The organism is Mangrovimonas sp. ST2L15, from assembly GCF_001280515.1.
GTDB classification, from domain to species: domain Bacteria; phylum Bacteroidota; class Bacteroidia; order Flavobacteriales; family Flavobacteriaceae; genus Mangrovimonas; species Mangrovimonas futianensis.
Window position 1 is genome coordinate 1,183,581 of record NZ_LBIQ01000030.1, and the last position, 16,981, is coordinate 1,200,561.

At 35.5% G+C, this 16,981-nt stretch carries 13 protein-coding genes; 4 read left to right on the forward strand and 9 right to left on the reverse strand.

Annotated elements, in window-relative coordinates:
- Positions 1-13: 13 nt before the first annotated feature.
- The gene (gene rpe, locus ZA07_RS09030) at positions 14-676 is read right to left on the reverse strand and encodes a ribulose-phosphate 3-epimerase (RefSeq protein WP_053971369.1); all 663 of its coding nucleotides are present in this window, start codon (positions 674-676) and stop codon (positions 14-16) included.
- Between the two features lie 139 nt (positions 677-815).
- A complete protein-coding gene (locus tag ZA07_RS09035) occupies positions 816-1,679 on the reverse strand; it encodes an RNA polymerase sigma factor RpoD/SigA (protein ID WP_053971370.1) in 864 nt (287 codons plus the stop codon).
- 274 nt (positions 1,680-1,953) lie between these two features.
- Between ZA07_RS09035 and ZA07_RS09040 the strand changes: the two genes are divergently transcribed.
- The 3 genes from ZA07_RS09040 to ZA07_RS09050 all read left to right on the forward strand — a co-directional run bounded on the left by ZA07_RS09040 (position 1,954) and on the right by ZA07_RS09050 (position 6,429).
- The gene (locus tag ZA07_RS09040) at positions 1,954-3,081 is read left to right on the forward strand and encodes a helix-turn-helix transcriptional regulator (protein WP_053971371.1); all 1,128 of its coding nucleotides are present in this window, start codon (positions 1,954-1,956) and stop codon (positions 3,079-3,081) included.
- A gap of 452 nt (positions 3,082-3,533) precedes the next feature.
- Complete coding sequence (locus ZA07_RS09045; RefSeq protein WP_157492104.1) at positions 3,534-5,219, forward strand: hypothetical protein; 1,686 nt, start codon at positions 3,534-3,536, stop codon at positions 5,217-5,219.
- Positions 5,212-6,429, forward strand: coding sequence for a radical SAM protein (locus ZA07_RS09050; protein ID WP_053971373.1), 1,218 nt, complete (start codon positions 5,212-5,214; stop codon positions 6,427-6,429). Before ZA07_RS09045 ends, ZA07_RS09050 begins: the two co-directional genes overlap by 8 nt.
- An 87-nt stretch (positions 6,430-6,516) precedes the next feature.
- Here ZA07_RS09050 and ZA07_RS09055 read toward each other — a convergent pair whose 3' ends face one another.
- The 5 genes from ZA07_RS09055 to rpsO form a co-directional block, all read right to left on the reverse strand.
- Complete coding sequence (locus ZA07_RS09055) at positions 6,517-7,716, reverse strand: glutamate-5-semialdehyde dehydrogenase (RefSeq protein ID WP_053971374.1); 1,200 nt, start codon at positions 7,714-7,716, stop codon at positions 6,517-6,519.
- 4 nt (positions 7,717-7,720) lie between these two features.
- Positions 7,721-8,497, reverse strand: coding sequence for a glutamate 5-kinase (gene proB, locus ZA07_RS09060; protein WP_053971375.1), 777 nt, complete (start codon positions 8,495-8,497; stop codon positions 7,721-7,723).
- 2 nt (positions 8,498-8,499) lie between these two features.
- Positions 8,500-9,306: a pyrroline-5-carboxylate reductase gene (proC, locus tag ZA07_RS09065; RefSeq protein ID WP_053971376.1), complete on the reverse strand. Its 807-nt coding sequence runs from the start codon at positions 9,304-9,306 to the stop codon at positions 8,500-8,502.
- Between the two features lie 263 nt (positions 9,307-9,569).
- Positions 9,570-11,837: a polyribonucleotide nucleotidyltransferase gene (locus ZA07_RS09070; RefSeq protein ID WP_053971377.1), complete on the reverse strand. Its 2,268-nt coding sequence runs from the start codon at positions 11,835-11,837 to the stop codon at positions 9,570-9,572.
- 177 nt (positions 11,838-12,014) lie between these two features.
- A complete protein-coding gene (rpsO, locus tag ZA07_RS09075; RefSeq protein WP_053971378.1) occupies positions 12,015-12,284 on the reverse strand; it encodes a 30S ribosomal protein S15 in 270 nt (89 codons plus the stop codon).
- Between the two features lie 187 nt (positions 12,285-12,471).
- Between rpsO and ZA07_RS09080 the strand changes: the two genes are divergently transcribed.
- Entirely contained in the window at positions 12,472-13,293 is an 822-nt protein-coding gene (locus tag ZA07_RS09080) for a hypothetical protein (RefSeq protein WP_157492105.1), read from the forward strand.
- A 39-nt stretch (positions 13,294-13,332) separates the two neighbouring features.
- Here ZA07_RS09080 and ZA07_RS09085 read toward each other — a convergent pair whose 3' ends face one another.
- Together ZA07_RS09085 and accD are read right to left on the reverse strand one after the other, a co-directional pair.
- Complete coding sequence (locus tag ZA07_RS09085) at positions 13,333-15,849, reverse strand: LamG-like jellyroll fold domain-containing protein (RefSeq protein ID WP_053971380.1); 2,517 nt, start codon at positions 15,847-15,849, stop codon at positions 13,333-13,335.
- 181 nt (positions 15,850-16,030) lie between these two features.
- Positions 16,031-16,888, reverse strand: a complete 858-nt coding sequence (gene accD, locus ZA07_RS09090) for an acetyl-CoA carboxylase, carboxyltransferase subunit beta (protein WP_053971381.1) — start codon at positions 16,886-16,888, stop codon at positions 16,031-16,033.
- Between the last annotated feature and the right edge of the window lie 93 nt (positions 16,889-16,981).

Here is a 16,981-nt window from a genome sequence, read left to right on the forward strand (position 1 = left end):
CTGAGACAAAGCTTTAGGAATTAGCAAGTTTCTTTAAGTCTTTAATGGTATTAAGTTGGTTGTCACTTTTAAATACATAACTTCCGGCCACTAATACATCAGCACCAACATCAACAAGCTCCTTAGCATTTTGATTGGTAACGCCTCCGTCAATCTCTATTAGAGTTTTAGCACCTTTACGGTCAATTAAATCTTTTAATTGAGAAACTTTATGGTATGTATTCTCAATGAAACTTTGGCCTCCGAAACCTGGATTAACGCTCATTAAGCAGACTAAATCAATGTCGTTAATGATGTCTTCTAAAAGATTAATGTTGGTATGCGGATTTAAAGCAACACCAGCTTTCATACCTTCTGCCTTAATGGCTTGCAAAGTCCTGTGTAGATGTGTGCAGGCTTCAAAATGCACTGTTAAATTGGTGCTTCCTAAATCAGCAAAAGTTTTGATATATCTGTCTGGATCAACTATCATTAAATGGACATCCAATGGTTTTTTGGCATGCGTGGAAATGGCTTGTAAAACTGGCATTCCAAATGAAATATTAGGAACAAAGACACCATCCATAATGTCAATGTGAAACCATTGGGCTTCACTTTGATTAACCATTTCAATATCTCTTTGAAGATTGGCAAAATCTGCGGCTAAAAGTGAGGGTGCTATAATTTTTGAGTCCATTTAATAAATTTTTTGCAAAAATAGGATAAAAAAATGAACCCTCGGTCATCACTCCGAGGGTTCTTTCATCAATCAAAAAACGAACAGTTATGTTTTGTAACTGTTGTGCTGGTAATATAGTCGTAATTTATTAAAATTACTAACCTAAATAGGTTTTTAATATTTTACTTCTTGAAGTATGTTTTAGTCTTCTAATAGCTTTTTCTTTAATCTGTCTCACACGTTCACGAGTTAAATCAAAGGTTTCTCCTATTTCTTCCAAGGTCATAGGATGTTGATTTCCCAAACCGAAATACAAACGAATCACATCAGCCTCACGCGGAGTCAATGTTTCCAATGCTCTCTCGATTTCAGTACGTAAGGACTCGTGTAATAATTCTTTATCTGGGTTAGGAGACTCACCACTATTTAAAACGTCATACAGGTTAGAATCTTCACCTTCTACTAAAGGAGCATCCATACTAACATGGCGACCAGAGTTTTTCATGGACTCCTTGACATCATTAATAGTCATGTCCAATTCTTTTGCAATTTCTTCAGCACTTGGTGGACGTTCATGAGCTTGCTCTAAAAAGGCAAAAGTCTTATTAATTTTGTTGATAGACCCAATCTTGTTTAATGGAAGACGAACAATTCTTGATTGTTCTGCTAATGCTTGAAGAATAGATTGTCTAATCCACCAAACAGCATAGGAAATAAATTTAAATCCACGAGTTTCATCAAATCTTTGGGCAGCTTTAATCAACCCTAAATTTCCTTCATTAATTAAATCTGGCAATGTAAGTCCTTGGTTTTGATACTGCTTTGCTACCGAAACCACAAAACGTAAATTAGCTTTAGTAAGTTTCTCTAAAGCAACTTGATCTCCGGCTTTAATACGCTGTGCTAATTCTACTTCTTCATCGGCAGTAATCAAATCAACTTTACCTATTTCTTGAAGATATTTATCCAGCGAAGCAGTTTCTCTATTAGTAACCTGCTTCGTAATTTTTAGTTGTCTCATCTAAATAATGGAATAATAATATTAAGGTTTATGCGCTATGCTTTTATTTATACGTAAAATCAAAAGAAAATGTTACAAAAAAATGAGATAAAGTAGAATTGCAGTATTCGAATTACAAACAGGTTATTTTAATTACCTGAAAATCAGAAGGGTAAATATTTTATCTTTTTAATGTAATTTTAATATGGATTTATTTAACATACTTTTTTGTAAATTAAGTTACTGAAAAAGGCTCCAATTCTTGGATTTTAATAACTAACTAGGCAATTTCCAAATGGATTTTAATTCAATAATTAACTTTTTTCTTATTGCTGGTGTTTTACAGGCCTTTGTATTTAATTTGATTACTTGGTTGTCAAAAAGCAATGTGCATAAAGTTGTTTTTTATTTGAACTTGACAGTTCTTTTCATTGCTTTAAATAATCTACAGGCATGGATTACCTATCATGGGGTTTTTAATAATGTTTTCTTTTTAAAACAGATGTTAGTTCCATGGCATGTGTTTATACTGCCTGCTTTCTTTTCTTTTTTAAGATATTTCCTGCAGGTTGAGGATAATGTGAAAACCTTTATGAGATTTACCGTAATTGTCTTTATGGTTCAAGTCCTTATTAGGGTTTGCCTTATTATTTATGTTAAAAATAATGATGGGTTGGTTGATGAAAATCTTATCGCAAAGTATACTGTTATAGAAGATGTTTTTACCTTATCATTTAGTTTGTTTGTTTTTTACAAAAGCAGTGTTTTAGTTTTCAAACGGCAAGATGAATATCGAAACATTTTGAGTTTTGATGATATAAGTTGGATCAAATTATTTTTAAAACTAGGTTCACTCATTATGCTCTTTTGGATGTTGGCTAAAGTGTTTGATATCTTTTTTGGTGATAAGTCGCTTTACAGCCTTTTGAAATTAAGTTCATCTGTACTATTATATTGGATTGGATATCACGGGCTTTATCGTTTTAATGTAGTGAAAGATCGCATGAAGCTTAGGCAAAACTTAGCTGAAAAAGGTAATTCAATAAGAATGAACTTGGTAACGGCCGATTTAAGTGAGAAACACGAGCAAGAGTTTCAAAAGGTCAACAACTTTATAGTTGATAATCAAAAATACTTAGATCCCAATTTAACTATGAATGGTTTAGCGCAGGATCTTGAGATAAGCTCCAGTCACTTGTCAAAATTAGTCAATACTTATGGTAACAATAATTTTTCAGATTATATCAATGCTCTTAGGGTTGAACAATCAAAAGAATTCTTGGGTGACCCCGCATTTAAAAATTATACTATTATATCAATTGGCTTGGAATGTGGCTTCAACTCAAAATCAACCTTTTATTCTGCATTTAAAAAATTCACTGCAATGACACCTTCCGAATATCAAAATAGTATTTCTGTATAGTCCAATATTATCGTTGGACTTCCAGATATTGTCCAAACAGATGATTTCGGAATTTTGAAAGAATAATTAAAGCGAGATTTGTTTATATATAATTATGAGAAGCCAAAGCAAACCTAAAGAATGAATTGTATATACTTATTTTAAGATTCTATCCTGAATAAATGTGGATACAAAAAATAAAGTACTTGCTTTAAAGTTGTATATTTAAGAAACCAATTATAATTTCTGAAACCTTTTTACTTGGGCAGTTGGCCCAATTAAGGACCCAAATAATTACTTCAAATCAATTGGAGTAATGTCTACAGCTACTTTATCTCATCTCTTGTTATAGAAATAGTTAGGAATTCTCATTATTAAATTGTACAGCCCTAGGTTAACCATAAAATTACTTCCTTAATTGTTACGGGTTGATGACTATAAAAGATCGATGTGGAATTTAAATAACTTAACGTATGAAAGCTACAGGCAGTTTAATTAAGATCCCCCAATACATTTTGAAATGGATGTCAATATGGACGTCATTAGCAGTGCTTAATCTATCCATGTCTTGCTCCTATTTTAAAGTTCAGGATGTTCCTATGGTTTCTAGCGAGGAGGTCTCAAATGAAATTAACCGACTAAATGCTACTGAAAAGTATGTGGTTATTCATTCTGGAGCAAAGTTCTGGAGTCTGAGAAATATGGTTGTTAATGAGGATAATCAAACCTTTTCAGGAGAGATTGGGTCAATTTCGAGTGAACATATGTATAAAAAGAGTAGAGATAAGAAAAAATCTATCCTTTACAGTAAAAAGAAACAGAAACCATTAATTGAGGTGCATTTTTATTTAAAGGATAATCGAACGTTTGAATATAACTCAAAAGTTGTTATCCCTTTTGACAACGTGGACAAAATATCCTTTAATGAATATGATAAAACTAAATCTACGGTCACATCCATTTTGACTGGAGTTTCCATTGTTGGAGGGGTTTTTCTTGTTGCAGGTCTTGTAGCCTTGGCAATGAAAAGTTCCTGTCCTTTTGTATATGTGAAAAATGATCAGGGATATGCATTTACAGGAGAACTATACCCTGGTACTATTACGCCCAATATGCAACATGATGATTATTTACCATTGGGAGCTTTTAAGCCTAATTCGGATGGGATTTTTGAAATCAAAATAGCTAATATGCTTAAAGAAATAGACTATACAGACTATGTTCATCTAATGGTTTTAGAGGCAGATGGAGCTGACCAAATTTTGATAGATCAAGAAGGAAAGGCTCATACCATTTCTCAATTACAAACGCCCCAGTTGGTTATGCAAAGTGGTGAACGAGTTTCTAGTGACCCAATAATGGAAAAAGGCGATTTGAAAGATTTTAAATTTGATGGGGTAGGTTCATCCGATTCACCTTCAAGAGAAATGATATTTCAATTTGAAAAACCGACAGATGTGACCAATGGCAAGTTAGTACTTACTGTCAAAAATTCACCTTGGTTAGATTATATCTATGGAAAATTCAATGAGAAATTTGGGAATTATTATAATGAGTTTCAAAAGAAACAACAGAATGAACCATATGATAAAATTGAAAGATGGCTTAACGATCAGCACATACCACTTGAAGTAAGTGTAAAAACACTAAATGGATGGGAATTGGTTGAAAATTTAGGAACCGTTGGTCCTCTTGCTACTAGGGATTTACTGGTTTCAATTCCATTGAAGGGTGTAAGCAATAATACCGTAGAATTGAAATTGGAAACGGGTTTTATGTTTTGGGAATTGGATTACTTGGCAATGGATTTTTCTGAAGACCTTCCGGTAAAAACAAAAACTATCCAGCCAAATAAAGCCATTACTAATTATGGTGAAAATGTGACGAAATTATTGGGTACTCAAGATGAAGTTTACTTAAAACAAGAAAACATCGGTGACGAGGTTCAAGTATTTTTCAATGTTGAAAATAAAAGTGGAAATCAGACATTTTATTTAAAAAGTAGGGGGTACTACAATTACATTCGAGATTATAAAGGTACTCCAGATTTTGGAGAATTGAAGAGATTTAGGGAGAAGGAAGCATTTACTAAGTTTTCAGAAGAATACTATTTCCAGTTTTTAAATTACAAATCTGATATTGTACAAGGCCATGAATAGTCAGGTATCATTAATAGGGAAGAGGAATGTTATTTTAACTAATGATAGGGAAGATGGCGTTGTTAAAAAGTTCGCATCTCCTATTATTTCGGGATGGAGAAAAAATTGGATTCATTTCAAGTTGAAAACAACCCTGTTTTTTATAGCCTTTTCTCTTTTCAAGAACCCGTTAGATTGGTTTAAAAGCCTAGGTTTTTTAATTCAATTGAGGAAATCTTTTTTGGGGCCATTTAGGTTGAAGAAAATGATCCGCGTAGATAAAAAGTATTATTTGAGCTTGTATACCCCGGGATGGAATGACAACATATTTAAAAGATTTATCGGTTCTGAACTTCTAAATTTTAAAAGCAATGATGTCAATCCCTACCGATATAATCATGTTCAATTGGCAATCACCAATAAGTGTCCGTTACAGTGCGAACATTGTTATGCATCAGAGTTTTTGAATAAAAGAGATAAATTAACAAAGTCTGATTTTAAGATAATTATTGAAAGGTTACAGGATTTGGGAGTATGTCAAATTCACTTTACAGGTGGGGAGCCTATGTTAAAGATTTCCCTTATGGAGTCTCTTATGAAAGAAGCCGATGAAGGAACAAACTTTTGGCTCAATACTTCGGGATTTGGTTTAACTAATGAGGCGGCAAAAAAATTAAAAAGCTCTGGTCTCACAGGGATTTTTATTAGCCTAGATCATTTTGAGGAAAATTCCCATAATGCGTTCCGAAATTATAAAGATGCTTACTATTGGGCTATTACAGGAGCTAGAAATGCCTTGAAGAATGACTTGGTAGTTGCTTTTTCCCTGTGTTTGAGAAATGATTTTGTTTCAAATAACAATTTGAAAAGATATATGAATTTGGCTAAAAATATAGGGGTCCATTATGTTCAATTTATTGAGTCTAAACCTGTAGGGAACTATAAGGACAAACAAACGGCCTTGTCGCCTGGTAATATTGAATTATTAGAGTCTTTATATGAGGCTTATAATTTTTCAAACAATTATTTAGATTATCCAGTGATTACCTATCACGAGTATTATCAACGAAGGGTAGGTTGTTTTTTAGGAGGTAAAAAAGGCATGTATATTGACCAATATGGAAATATTAATGCCTGTTCGTTTTGCCATAATGCTATTGGTAATATTTTAGACGAGGACTATAAAGAATCTTTACAAGCACTCAACCAAACAGGATGTCCAGTAAATTAAGAGTTGCACAATAAATTCCCTCACATGAATCTAGTCATTGAATCGGAATAAAAAAGCTATCTCCAAGAGATAGCTTTTTTATTTTAGTTATTTTCTGATGTGTCCATCACCAAAAACGTAGTATTTGTTGGTGACCAATTGTTTAAGGCCCAAAGGTCCTCGATGATGTAATTTGTCTGTGCTTATGGCTAACTCAGCACCCACACCCATTTGGCCCCCATCTGTAAACCGGGTAGAGGCATTATGATAAACGGCAGCGCTATCTACTTGCTCCATAAATTTAGCAGCCCTTTCTTTACTTTCAGTTAAAATAGCAGCTGAATGCCCGCCTGAGTATTTATTGATTTTTTGAATAACGTCATCCAAATTTTCAACTTCGGCTAAGACAATTTTTAAAGCTAAAAATTCTTCACTCCAGGTATCTTGATTTGGTATTTTAGGCGCCTTTGTCAAAATTTCACCAACTTGGTCATCTACCAAAATATCAACTTTGAGATTCGTTAATATTTGTTGTAACTCTTTAACCTTAGTCTCATAATTAGGGATGTTTTTACTTATTAACACCTTATCCAAAGCGTTACAAGCAGAAATTTTATCCGTTTTGGCATTGACTATCACTTGAACAGTTTTTTCCCAATTCGCATCTTCAGCAACATATAAAAAATTATTACCACGTCCACTCACAAGTACGGCACAACTAGCGTGGTCTTTCACAAATTTAATTAGTCGTTCCCCGCCACGTGGCACTATTAAATCTAATGGCTCTGATGGATTTCTAAGAAATTCTTGGGTTTCCTCTCGTTTTAGATGAAGTAATCTAATCCAATCTTTAGTGAGGCCATTTTCCTCTAAGGCTTTATGCCAACATTTTTCTAAAATTAAATTACTGTTTATGGCTTCTTTTCCGCCTTTCAATAGAATCTTATTATTGGCCTTAAATGCCAAAACTGCTGCTTCTATTGTGACATCTGGCCTGGATTCGTATATAATTAAAATGGTTCCAAATGGTGCCGTCTTATTTGTGACTTGTAAACCACTGTCTAAAGTGATATCAGAAATCGTTTGTCCAACGGGATCCTCCTGTTGCATCACTTCTTTTACGGCCTGGATCATACCATCTACTTTAGATGAGTTCACCACCAATCTATCGTAAAGCGCCTGGTCGTCTTTATCAAAAGCTTCTAAATCTTTTTTATTTTCTCCAATAATTTGTTCTCGTTCTTTATCTAAGATGTTAATCATCGATTGAAGAACTTTATTTTTTATCTCTGTGTTTATTAATTTCATGTTTCTAGTGTATAAATTTTGTTCCTACTTCTTTATCATTAATAATATCTACAATCACATTTTCGCGTTTTCCATTAGCGATATAGGTAGGTATGTTCTTTTTGGCAGTTCCTTTGGCTATTTTCAATTTGGAGGCCATACCGCCACGTCCTTCTCCTTCTTTCTTTCCAGATTCTTTAACGTATTTTTCAACATTTTGATCTACTTTGACTTCATCCAATTTTTTGGAATTTTCATCGTCTGGGTGGCCGGTGTAAAGCCCGTCCATATCAGATAAGATAATCAATCTATCGGCATCTAACAACTCTGCAACTAAACTGGCTAACTCATCATTATCTGAAAACATAGACATGGAAAGGGATACTGCATCATCTTCATTGGCAATTGGTATAACACCTTCCGATAATAAACCTTCATAACAATTAATCATATTTTGCCTGTGCTTTCCAGGATCAAAATCTCTTTTCGTGGCCAAAACTTGTGCGCATCGCATACCGTAATCATGAAAAATACTGTAATAATGTCTCATCATTCTTGGTTGACCAACAGAAGAGTAAACTTGTCTTCGAATTGCTTTATCGGTTATCTTGGTGTCTCCTAATATTTCCATTCCTGCGATTGCAGAACCAGATGAAACCAATACAACCATAATATCACGTTCATATAAAACGGCTATCTGCCTAACAAGTTCTCTAAGAACAGGGCCTAAAATTCTATTGTCTTTATTGGTGAGAACATTGGTCCCTACTTTAACTACGACTCTTTTAATACTATCTTCCATTCTTATTTTGTTTTACCGAGTTCGGTTGCTCTATTGAATGCAGCATATGCGGCTTCTTGAATCAACTCTTTAACATTGTTATCTTCCATAGAGTCTATCGCTGCTTGAGTGGTACCTCCTTTTGAGGCTACTTTATCTATCCAAGATTTAGGTGAAATGTCCGATTGATTGAAAAGCTCAATGGCTCCTTCAAAGGTGTTGCTCACCAGAACCCTAGAGTCATAATCTGAAAACCCCATTTTATGGGCTGCTTCTAGCATGGATTGCATGAAATAGAAAACATATGCTGGACCACTTCCTGAAATACCGGTAGAAGCATCTATAAAGGTTTCATTGTCAACATGAATGGAAGATCCTGTGGTATCTAACAAGTTTCTTACCGCAATTAATTCCACTTTACTTACATTTTCTGTTTCAGTGTAAGAAGTCACTCCTTTACCTACTTTTGCAGGTAAATTAGGCATTGCCCTTACTATTTTTGGAACGTTTAAATGATTTTGAATGGTTTGTAATGTAACACCTGCCATAAGTGATACAAAGATTTGCTGGGAATTTACTAAGGATTTCATGTCCTTAAATAAACTTTCACAATGGTAAGGTTTTACCGCTATAAATACGATATCTGAAGATGGAAGGCACTCCTCCAAGCTTTCATAAACATTAAAATTTCCTTCTTTTCTTAAACTTTCAATTTTCTTTGGATCAGTATCATAAATATTGAGACGATGTTTGCTCAATAACGTTGAGGTTGACATACCTTCGGCATAGGTCAAGCCCATATTTCCTGCTCCAATAACTAATACTTTCATTTTGTTTTTTATTGTTTAACACGGTATTAGCCACAAGAACTGTTCGAAAGTGCCAAATGATTTGAGTAATTTAAAGAATTATGAATCCTTAAACATTTAACGCTGAAACTTAACAGGTACACACAATTTCATGTCAATGCTTGCATATTTTGAAAAAAGAATTTTTCAAATTGTCGGTTTGTCGGGTGACATCTTGTCGGGTTGGTGAATAAAAAAAGCCTTGAGGATGTCTCAAGGCTTTTAAATTATAAAGGAAAAATAGATTAATCGTTGTCGTTATTTCTGTCTTCCCTTGGTTTTCTGTCATCACGACGGTTGTCGCGACGGTTGTTGTCTCTTCCGCGATTATTATCACGAGAACCTCTGTTATCTCTTCCTCGATTATTATCTCTAGGTGGTCTTTCCTTGTAACCTTCTGGTTTAGGTAAGATGGCTTTTCTAGAAACTTTTTCTTTCTTGGTTCTTGGATCAATTCCGAAATATTTCACATCGATGACGTCTCCTAATTTTAAAACGTCGCTAGGATTCTCAGTACGTTCCCAAGCTAACTCACTTACGTGAAGCAACACCTCATTTCCTGGAGCTTCCATATACTCAACTACAGCACCAAAATCTAACATTTTGATAACTTTTACCTCGTAAACGCTTCCAACTTCAGGCTTAAAGGTCATGGCGTCAATTCTAGCCAATACTTTGTCAATTCCTTCTTGGTTTGTTCCTAAAATCTCAACAATACCTTTTTCGGTTGCTTCATCTTCAGTAATAACAATCGTTGTCTCAGTTGTTTTCTGAAGTTCTTGAATGTTCTTACCACCTGGTCCAATAAAGGCTCCAATAAGGTCAGCAGGAATCGTAGTAGTGATAATCTTAGGTGCGTGAGCTTTAACATCAGCGTTTGGCTCTGCTATGGTATCAGTCAATTTACCTAATATATGCAAACGACCTTCACGTGCCTGTTTTAAAGCTTTTACTAATATTTCATAGCTTAAACCTTTAATTTTAATATCCATCTGACAAGCAGTAATACCATCGGCCGTTCCGGTAACTTTAAAGTCCATATCACCTAAGTGATCTTCATCACCTAATATGTCACTTAATACAGCATATCTTTCACCATCAGAAATCAATCCCATAGCAATACCAGAAACCGGTTTTTTCAATTGAATACCAGCATCCATTAAGGCCATCGTTCCGGCACAAACAGTTGCCATAGATGAAGAACCATTACTTTCCAATACTTCAGAAACAACTCTTACAGTATAAGGACAGTCGTCTGGAACCATTTTCTTAAGAGCACGTTGCGCCAAATTCCCGTGACCAACCTCTCTACGAGATGTTCCTCTGATTGGTCTTGCCTCACCTGTTGAAAAAGGAGGGAAGTTATAGTGAAGATAGAATGTTTCTTCACCTTGGAAAGTTGGCAAATCAATTACATTGGCTTCTCTAGAAGTTCCTAAAGTAACAGTTGCCAAAGCTTGAGTTTCACCTCTTGTAAAAATTGAAGAACCATGAGTAGAAGGTAAATAGTCAACTTCACACCAGATAGGTCTGATATCAGTTGTTTTTCTTCCGTCTAATCGTAAACCTTCTTCTAATGTTAGGTTTCTTACGGCTTCTTTTTGAGCTTTCCCAAAATACTTGGAAATTAGTCCGCCGAATTCATCCAACTCTTCTTCAGAGAAAAGCGCCTTAACTTCTTCTTTTACCTCACTAAAAGCCAATCCTCTTTCTTGTTTTGAAGATCCCGCTTTTGCGATAGCAAAACACTTGTCATAAGAAGCATCGTATACTTTTTTCTCTAACTCTTCGTTCTCAACTTCTGGTTCGTATTCTCTGGTTTCTTTTTTACCAAAAGCTTCTGCCAATTTTACCTGAGCTTCACATTGTTCTTTGATCGCTTCATGGGCAAATTTGATGGCTTCTGCCATTTCCTCTTCAGAGATTTCTTCCATTTCTCCTTCAACCATCATCACTGAATCAGCTGATGCTCCAACCATCATGTCAATATCTGCTTCAGACAGTTGAGCTCTACTTGGGTTGATTACCAATTCACCATTTACACGAGCAACGCGTACCTCAGAAATTGGCGTTTCAAAAGGGATGTCACTTAATTGAATAGCTGCTGAAGCCGCTAAACCTGCTAAAGCATCTGGCATAACCTCGTCGTCATGAGACATCAATTGAATCATAACTTGGGTTTCAGAATGGTAATCTTTTGGGAATAACGGACGCAAACAACGGTCTACTAAACGCATAGTTAGTACTTCATCATCACTTGGTCTTGCTTCACGCTTAAAAAATCCTCCAGGATAACGTCCTGCGGCCGCAAATTTTTCGCGGTAATCTACCGTTAACGGTAAAAAGTCTACATCTGCTGCATCATAATTAGATACAACGGTACAAAGTAACATGGCGTTACCCATTTGTACTACTACCGAACCATGAGCCTGTTTGGCTAATTTTCCGGTTTCGATGGAAATTTCTCTTCCATCTGCGAGAGTAATTACCTCTCTAAAAGTTTGTGGAATCATAAATTTAATTCATTGTTTTTCGCATATTCGTTTACTGCGAAATACTGTTAAACATTGGTTGTTGTGTTGTTGAAGTGTTGCGTGTTACCAATGAAAAACTGTTATATCAGCTTTTTGTTGGGCCTAAAATAGACCATTTAAAAAAAAAGAGGCTAATAAAAGCCTCTTTCTATAAGATTATTTTCTTAATCCTAATTCTTTTACAATCGCACGATATCTCATGATATCTTTCTTTGCTAAATAATCTAGTAAAGAACGACGCTTACCTACCAATTTTACCAAAGAACGCTCAGTATTGAAATCTTTACGATTCTTTTTTAAGTGTTCTGTTAAATGGTTAATTCTGTAAGTGAATAATGCAATTTGTCCTTCAGCCGTACCAGTATCGTTTTTCCCTTTACCGTGTTTAGCGAAGATTTCTTCTTTTGTCTCTTTGGTTAAATACATTCCAATATTATTTAAATGATTTTTATGTATTTGAAAGGCTTTCTTTCAAGCTGCAAAGATAGTTCTTTTTTAATATTTACAAGTTTTTTGTGTTGAAAATAATGCGTTTTTGAACTGTCGGTATACGCTATTGTCTTAATAATACGTTAAATAGAAACGAATCTATGTTGAATTAATTCAAATTTTTATGAAACGACTACTTTTTATTAGTGTTTGGGCCCTATTCATGTTAGCGTGCAATGAGGGCGACGAAATTCCAAATGATGTGGAACCAGATAATTCAAACTTGGCACTTTCCATGGAAGTTGACCATACCGAAAATTTAATCAATGATCTTGTTGTTGTCAGTGTTCAAAATTACGCAAGTATGCAGGAAGGAAGAATGTTTAATCCGCCAAGTTTGCCTGCATGTGCTACCGCTACGTTAGTGGTGGGGCAAAACAGTGCTGAATTGACTTTGGATTTTGGTTCTAATGGTTGTTCCTTTCAGGGTTATGTGCTACAAGGACAAATAGTAATGAATTGGAATGGTCTGCCAGATGCAGATCAAGTTTTGGTACAATGTGAGTTGATCGACTTTTATGTGGGGACGAAACAGGTTCAAGGAAATTCTTCCATTCTTTATGAAATAGCCAATGATAATGGAAATCCACAATCAACACATAGTTTAAACCTAACCGTTATTTGGCCAAATGGGCAACAAATTCATCGAGAAGGGGAGAAAATAAGGGAATGGATTGAAGGTTACGGGAACACGGATAATGCAGATAATGTTTATTTGATTTCAGGCTATTGGACCTCCACATTTGTTAATGGGAATGTTTATAGCTATGAAGTGTTAAACCCATTAAGAAGGGAGGCAACATGTAGTCATTTTGTGAGTGGCTCTATGGATGTCCAAAGACCTGTTTTATCTGGTGTATTTGATTTTGGGGAAGGAGATTGTGACAATTTAGCCACTTTTACCCTGACCGATGGAACAGTCATTGATGTGGTGCTTGATTATTAAAAAAAAGCGAGTCAATTGACTCGCTTTTTTTTTAAATAATTATTCTATGATAACTCTTTTAGTGGTCACAATGTTGGAACCATTTTTCAGATTAACAAGATAAATGCCCGAAGATCCTGACATGTCGAATTTCTTGATTTTTTCTCCAGTTATCACAGGAGTTTCAAGAATAGTACGCCCCATCATATCCATGATTTCTATTGAGTCTACCTGATTTTCATTTTGAAATTCCACGAAGAATATTCCGCCAGAAGGATTGGGGTAAAGAAGAATGTTATTGGATGCCATAACATTTTCATCAATGCTTAACGCGTTTTCAAGAGGTGAATCTCCAAAAGAAATCAAATAGGAATTAACAATAAGGTGTGGGTTAAACCCGTCATTACAATCAGCGCAAGTAACATTAGTGACACATTCTGGATTGTTTGGATGGCAATAATCTACATAAGATTCATCAAAAACATAATCCAAATCTACACTACTGTTTGTAGTAAACGGAGTCATATCATAGTCAAAATATTGTGCAATACTTCCTGGGCACCAACCTGCTCTATTATAGAACCACGTTCCACTTTGGGGACTACAATTATCTGGGTTGGGGTTGCAATCTACCCAATTGAATTGCGTAAATGTCTCGGCGTCATTAACCCAAATATGGTGCGTGTTAGGATTAAATTCGGCTGCATTATCCGTATTGTTTTCGCCCCAACCATGACCGGTTGAAAGTAGTTTAATTTTGGCGGTTTCAGTATTTTCAGGAAAAGGCTTATTTAAATCCTCTGTTGGTTGTAAATCTGCCAGGTCTCCAAATTGGTAGGTGTCATTCCAAAGTTTTTCTACATGACCGTATGGGTGCTCAGAAGTGCCTGCAGTGTAATCTAACTGAAGGGTGTATAGGAAACCGTTTCCTTGTGTGCCTAAATTCACTCTGAATTTTGTTCTACCGCTTAGTAGAGACATAAAATCTGTTAGATCAATTTCATGCTGGCAACTCACACCATAAGGCGTCAAATATCTGATGATCTCATACCATTCTCCATTTTTACCCATAACATCAATAGACGAAACGCGGTCCCAAGGATCACAACCTCCATCTGGACAATCAATAAATAGAGTAGCAGAAATTTCATCGAATGCACCAATATAACTTGGTAAATCAGATTCTACTGTTACCGTTGGGATGTCACCATTGACCCAAACATCTTCTGTTGCATTGACTGTTTGATCAACACCGTTTTCTACTAAATTGAAACTAATTGTTTCGTCCCCATTAGCACCAAAATTATTGGTAGAAGAAATGACGAGTTCGTGGTTTCCGAAGGATGTAGGCGTCCACCAACCGCTGTAATAACCATTTCCAAAGCTTGTTAATTCTACATTGTCGCCGTCAACAGCGGCAGAAACGGACTCGATTGAAAATAACTCTGGATATGATATTCCAGCTCTAAAAGCAATTTGAATAGGTATTAAACTTGAGGCATAAGCAGTTCCTGCTAATGGATGTAAACCTTCAGTCTCCACAAGAATAGCATTTGGATCTAAAACGGGAAAGGTTACAAAAACATCAGCTGCAGGATCGTAATTTTCGTCTCCTGATTGACTCGCCTTTACTGTTATATCACCGGTTTCACCAGTTAATGTCAATAAATCACCTTCAATAGTAGCTGGTCCAGAAATAATTTCGAAACTAATGGGTAAGTCCGAATTTACTGTTGCTTCCAATTGAAATGGTTCATCTGTAATTAGCTTAGGAGAAATTTGAGGAAAATTAATGGCTTGGAAATTACCTTCCAATGTTCCGTTAAAATTTGAAGTTTCACCTTCTAAAGCAAAATTGTTCAGCTCAGAATGCTTTGATGCATCACCACTAAAATCCAAAAGTTGGGTGATGCTTGTATTGTTTCCTCCGGGGGTTCCTTGATTAAATTTGTAGTAAACCTCTAGATTGGCCTCGTTGCCTTCCAGTTCGTTGGCCATCATATCCTGAATTTCTGCTTGAGTTAAGGCTTTACTCCATAGAGATACTTCATCAGCTCTTCCTTGAAATATGAAATTAAAACCTGAAAGGATACATTTTCCAATTGAAAATGGTCTGTCATTTGAACCAAAAATTCCGGAAGCAGTACTGCTGCCAATTGAAACTCCATCAACAAATAACTCAACTGTAGTTTCATTGAAAATCCAGGCAATATGTTGCCATTGTTGAGCTTGAATGGTTCCGGCTGGAGCCACAACTTCATGTAAACCTGTAGTTGTCACCAATCTACATTCCATAGTTCCGTCACCTAATTGAATGAGATACATTTCACCATTTCCAGTTCCTCCACCTCTAATACTCATCATTCCCTCTCCATAGGATGGGTTGTCTGAATAGAACCATCCAGCCATCGATATGGTGTTTGATCCGGAAACAAATTGTGAAGCGTTTGGCAAGGATGTAAAATCATCTTCTCCATCAAAATGGAGGTATTGATTGGACTGGGCATGCCCAATTAAAAATGTAAGAAAAAAGAATTGAAAAAATAGCCAAGTCTTTTTCGCGTAGTATTGTTTCATAAAAGTAAATTGTATTATTTCGGCGCAATTTAGTGAATAGTCACAGTTTTATGAAGTAATGAATGCAATCCTGTGTATTATTGTGAAATTAATGAAAACCATCTCTAAAATATGTTGGAAGCACAAAAGAATGAGGCGATTTTGGTAAAATAAAAAAGCGAGTCATTTGACTCGCTTTATCTTATTCCCTGATTGGGTTATTCTGAATTAAATCTAAGTAGAGATTTACCCTGTTTTTTAAATCTTTTCGATGGGTGATGAAATCAAGAAACCCATGTTCCATTAAAAACTCTGCCGTTTGAAATCCTTCAGGCAATTCCTTTCCGGTGGTATCTCTCACCACACGTGGACCAGCAAAACCAATCAGAGCTCCGGGCTCACTAATGTTAATGTCTCCTAACATGGCAAATGAAGCTGTGGTTCCTCCCGTGGTTGGATCTGTACATAAGGAGATATATGGTATTTTGGCTTCAGCCAAAAGAGCCAATTTTGCGGAAGTTTTAGCCAATTGCATTAATGATAAAGCGGCTTCCATCATTCTAGCACCTCCAGATTTTGAGATAATCATGAAAGGAGTCTTTTTCTTTAGGGCATAATCAGCTGCTCTGGCAATTTTTTCACCTACCACACTTCCCATAGATCCACCAATGAAACTGAAATCCATACAGGCTACAACCAAATCGTTTCCTTTAGATTTCCCAACGGCACATCTTACCGCATCTTTAAGTTTGGTTTTCTCCATGGCTGCTTTTAAGCGGTCAGGGTATTTTTTGGTATCCTCAAACTTCAAAGGATCTTTTGACTCTAAATTAGGATCCAATTCCTTGAATTTATTGTCGTCAAAAAGTATCTCAAAATATTCTTTACTTCCTATTCTTACGTGATAACCATCTTCAGGGCTTACATAAAAATTTTGTTCAAGTTCTTTGGTGTCAACAATTTTTCCGGTGGGAGATTTGTACCAAAGGCCCTTAGGGGTATCTTTTTTCTCTTCTGTAGAAGTCTGTATTCCTTTTTCTTTTCTTTTAAACCAAGACATGTTTGCTATAATTTTAAGTCAACGGGAAATAAATGTAGTTATAAAAAAAACAACTTCACAAGAGTTTGTCTTGTGAAGTTGTTTTTTGAACCT

What these genes read in the sequence shown, in the direction of transcription:
- rpsO (WP_053971378.1), bottom strand. Translation starts at nt 12,284, where the DNA reads ATGTATTTAACCAAAGAGACAAAAGAAGAAATCTTCGCTAAACACGGT.
- rpe (WP_053971369.1), bottom strand. Translation starts at nt 676, where the DNA reads ATGGACTCAAAAATTATAGCACCCTCACTTTTAGCCGCAGATTTTGCC.
- ZA07_RS09080 (WP_157492105.1), top strand. Translation starts at nt 12,472, where the DNA reads ATGAAACGACTACTTTTTATTAGTGTTTGGGCCCTATTCATGTTAGCG.
- ZA07_RS09045 (WP_157492104.1), top strand. Translation starts at nt 3,534, where the DNA reads ATGAAAGCTACAGGCAGTTTAATTAAGATCCCCCAATACATTTTGAAA.
- proB (WP_053971375.1), bottom strand. Translation starts at nt 8,497, where the DNA reads ATGGAAGATAGTATTAAAAGAGTCGTAGTTAAAGTAGGGACCAATGTT.
- ZA07_RS09070 (WP_053971377.1), bottom strand. Translation starts at nt 11,837, where the DNA reads ATGATTCCACAAACTTTTAGAGAGGTAATTACTCTCGCAGATGGAAGA.
- proC (WP_053971376.1), bottom strand. Translation starts at nt 9,306, where the DNA reads ATGAAAGTATTAGTTATTGGAGCAGGAAATATGGGCTTGACCTATGCC.
- ZA07_RS09085 (WP_053971380.1), bottom strand. Translation starts at nt 15,849, where the DNA reads ATGAAACAATACTACGCGAAAAAGACTTGGCTATTTTTTCAATTCTTT.
- ZA07_RS09050 (WP_053971373.1), top strand. Translation starts at nt 5,212, where the DNA reads ATGAATAGTCAGGTATCATTAATAGGGAAGAGGAATGTTATTTTAACT.
- accD (WP_053971381.1), bottom strand. Translation starts at nt 16,888, where the DNA reads ATGTCTTGGTTTAAAAGAAAAGAAAAAGGAATACAGACTTCTACAGAA.
- ZA07_RS09055 (WP_053971374.1), bottom strand. Translation starts at nt 7,716, where the DNA reads ATGAAATTAATAAACACAGAGATAAAAAATAAAGTTCTTCAATCGATG.
- ZA07_RS09040 (WP_053971371.1), top strand. Translation starts at nt 1,954, where the DNA reads ATGGATTTTAATTCAATAATTAACTTTTTTCTTATTGCTGGTGTTTTA.
- ZA07_RS09035 (WP_053971370.1), bottom strand. Translation starts at nt 1,679, where the DNA reads ATGAGACAACTAAAAATTACGAAGCAGGTTACTAATAGAGAAACTGCT.